At 71.5% G+C, this 2,520-nt stretch carries 3 protein-coding genes and 1 pseudogene; all 4 read left to right on the forward strand.

The window, feature by feature from the left end; genetic code table 11:
* Positions 1-388: pseudogene (locus tag GBZ26_RS28740) on the forward strand (DNA topoisomerase III); the annotation flags it as partial.
* Between the two features lie 247 nt (positions 389-635).
* Entirely contained in the window at positions 636-1,085 is a 450-nt protein-coding gene (locus GBZ26_RS28745) for a hypothetical protein (protein ID WP_014240906.1), read from the forward strand.
* 87 nt (positions 1,086-1,172) lie between these two features.
* Positions 1,173-1,523 carry a hypothetical protein gene (locus GBZ26_RS28750; protein WP_174441716.1) on the forward strand — a complete coding sequence of 117 codons (351 nt, stop codon included), beginning with the start codon at positions 1,173-1,175 and terminating at the stop codon, positions 1,521-1,523.
* Positions 1,524-1,626: 103 nt separating this feature from the next.
* Entirely contained in the window at positions 1,627-2,457 is an 831-nt protein-coding gene (locus GBZ26_RS28755; RefSeq protein ID WP_174441717.1) for a hypothetical protein, read from the forward strand.
* The last annotated feature ends 63 nt before the right edge of the window (positions 2,458-2,520 follow it).

The following is a 2,520-nucleotide window of genomic DNA, read 5'->3' on the forward strand; positions in this document are numbered from 1 at the left end:
GCCGGCGGTGGACCTCGGCGTGCGCGGCGGCCCGATCCGCGCCGGGCGGGGAGTCGGGCGGCGCCGTTCCGCCAGCCCGCGCGCCGCCGGAGCGGCGCCGCGCACGCGCAAGACCGCGGTCGGCGTGGACGGCGAAGCGCCGAAGAAGCCCCGCCGCAGCCGCAAGGCGAAGGCCGCGCCGGAGGTTCTCGACTCGATCGCTCCGGTCGCCGACGCCGCTCCGCCGCCGCCCGCCGCACCGTCGAGTGGGACACGGCGCAAGGCACCGACGGACAAAATGGTCGCCTTCGCCCGCAGCCTTGCCGACCGCAAGGGCGTCGAACTGTCGGACACGGTGCTCCAGGACTTCGATTCCTGCCGTCAGTTCCTGGACCAGCACGCGCGCTGAGCGCATGATTGCCCCCTCCCCGGCCCTCCCCCGCTTCGCAGGGGAGGGAGATTTTCCGCGAAGCAGCGGCAGTCCCCTCCCCTGCGAAGCGGGGGAGGGTTAGGGAGGGGGCAAGACTTCCCACAGGCCACCCGAATCACGCCCCGACTGTGGCCCAGGCCACAGCGGCGGGGGCGGCATCCGCCTACCCTCTCCTCCACGGACATCGAGCCACACACGGCCCCACATCCCGGAGGAGACCCAGCCCATGCGCCGCCTGACCCTGATCGCCGTCGCTGCCACCACGCTGCTCGCCGCCCCCCACGCCTTCGCCAACGATCTCAAGACCGGCGGCATGCCGGTCAACCCGATGATGATGCAGCCGGGCTTCGGCAGCCCCTTCGCCGCGGCGCCCTCCCTCTCCAGCACCAACGTCGGTGTCGCGACGAACCTAGCGGCGGGGATCGGCAACAAGGCCAAGCAGAACGTCTTCACCATGCAGCAGGGCACCGGCGGGTCGCTGGTGAACACCAACGTCGGCGTCGCCACCAACGTCGCCGCCGGCATCGGCAACAAGGCCAAGCAGAACGTCACCGGCGTCACCTTCGGCTTCGGCAAGGGCGGCCTGCTCGACACCAACGTCGGGGTGACGACCAACGTCGCCGCCGGCATCGGCAACGCCGCCGGGCAGAACCTGTTCGGTTTGAAGGCCCAATAGCTCAAGGCCCAGTGATCAACCCCAACCGGCGCCGCCGATCCGCAAGGCGGCGCCCCTTTCCGGATTCCTCATGGGAGGACTGCCGCAATGCTCCGCTTCGCCCTGCCGGTCTTCGGTGCGCTTGCCGCCATCCTGACGCTGGCCGGAACCCCGCAGACCGCCGCCGCCGAAAACCTCGCCTGCCAGACGGTCAATGGGAAGACGGTGTGCAGCCGCGGCTCGGGCTCGCTGTCGTGCCAGACGGTCAACGACCGGACGACCTGCGTCACCGGGCCGGGCGCGCTGACCTGCGAGACCGTCAACGGCCATACCGCCTGCCGCCGCGGCCCGTCTCAGCCCGACCTGAAGCCGATGCCGATGCCGCCGATGCCCCCGCAGGCCGCCCCGATGCCCGATCACCCCTTCGGCAAAAACTTCCCTTTTGAGGAAGAGGCGTAAAGCGCCGCGGCATAAAACGCGCCCCCTGTGGTCCGCCTCACAGCGGCTCCCCGCCCGGCCGCCCTAGGATCAGCGCACACCGCCGAACAGAGGAGCCTCCGCCATGATCCGCATCCGCCGCTTCGCGCCGCTGCTGTCCGGCCTCGCCGCCCGGGCGCTGCTGGGCGGAACCGCCGACGCCCAGGATGCGGGCGGCTTCTCCGTCAACCCGCAGTTGGGCGCGGCGGTCGGCATGTCGATGGGCATGGGAATGGGAATGCCGCCCCTGTTGCCGCGCCAGCCCGTCTTCGTCAACGCCGTCCGGCGCGGTGCGCCTCCCGGAGCGACGGTGACCAACCCCAACGTCAGCCGTCAGGCGACGCACCAGCAGGCCATCGCCAAGATCCGCGGCGACGCCGGCTTCCTGGGCGGCTTCAACAAGGGGCAGGCGCTGGCCGCCAGCCGCCAGCCGCCGCCGGAACCCATCGTGCCGAACTTCACCTTCATCGACGCGCCCTTCATCGTGAACAACTTCGACAGCTCGCTGGCCCTGTCCTTCGGCGACAGCAACGTGACGGAGCAGTACGTCATCCAGGGCGGCGACGGGTCGGCCGGCGGTGGCGGTGTCTCTGGTGGTGTCGCGGAGCAGGCGGCCGCGCCGGCTCCCGTCGGTCAAGCGCCCGCTCCGGCGCAGGCTCCGCCCCCGGTCCAGGCGAAGGCTCCGGCACCGAAGCCCCAGCCGGGCGTGACCACCGGCAACGGCGGCCCGCCGCCGGAGGGCTTCTTCGACCCGGTGATGAGCAACTTCGGCCCGCTGCCGCATCTGCCCGCGGCGCTGGCCAGCGGCGGTATCCAGTTCAACAACGTCGGCACCGCCTTCAACGCCGCCATGGGCCAGGGGAACTTTGCCTCGCAGCAGATCACCAGCATCCAGGGGAAGAAGGGCAAGCGCTGAGGGGCCATCCACCCCCCCTCCCGCCCCGGGAGAGGGTGCCCGCGACAGCGGGCGGGTGAGGGT

It is taken from the genome of Azospirillum formosense, from assembly GCF_013340925.1.
Classification (GTDB): Bacteria; Pseudomonadota; Alphaproteobacteria; order Azospirillales; family Azospirillaceae; genus Azospirillum; species Azospirillum formosense.

What these genes read in the sequence shown, in the direction of transcription:
- GBZ26_RS28745 (WP_014240906.1), top strand. Translation starts at nt 636, where the DNA reads ATGCGCCGCCTGACCCTGATCGCCGTCGCTGCCACCACGCTGCTCGCC.
- GBZ26_RS28750 (WP_174441716.1), top strand. Translation starts at nt 1,173, where the DNA reads ATGCTCCGCTTCGCCCTGCCGGTCTTCGGTGCGCTTGCCGCCATCCTG.
- GBZ26_RS28755 (WP_174441717.1), top strand. Translation starts at nt 1,627, where the DNA reads ATGATCCGCATCCGCCGCTTCGCGCCGCTGCTGTCCGGCCTCGCCGCC.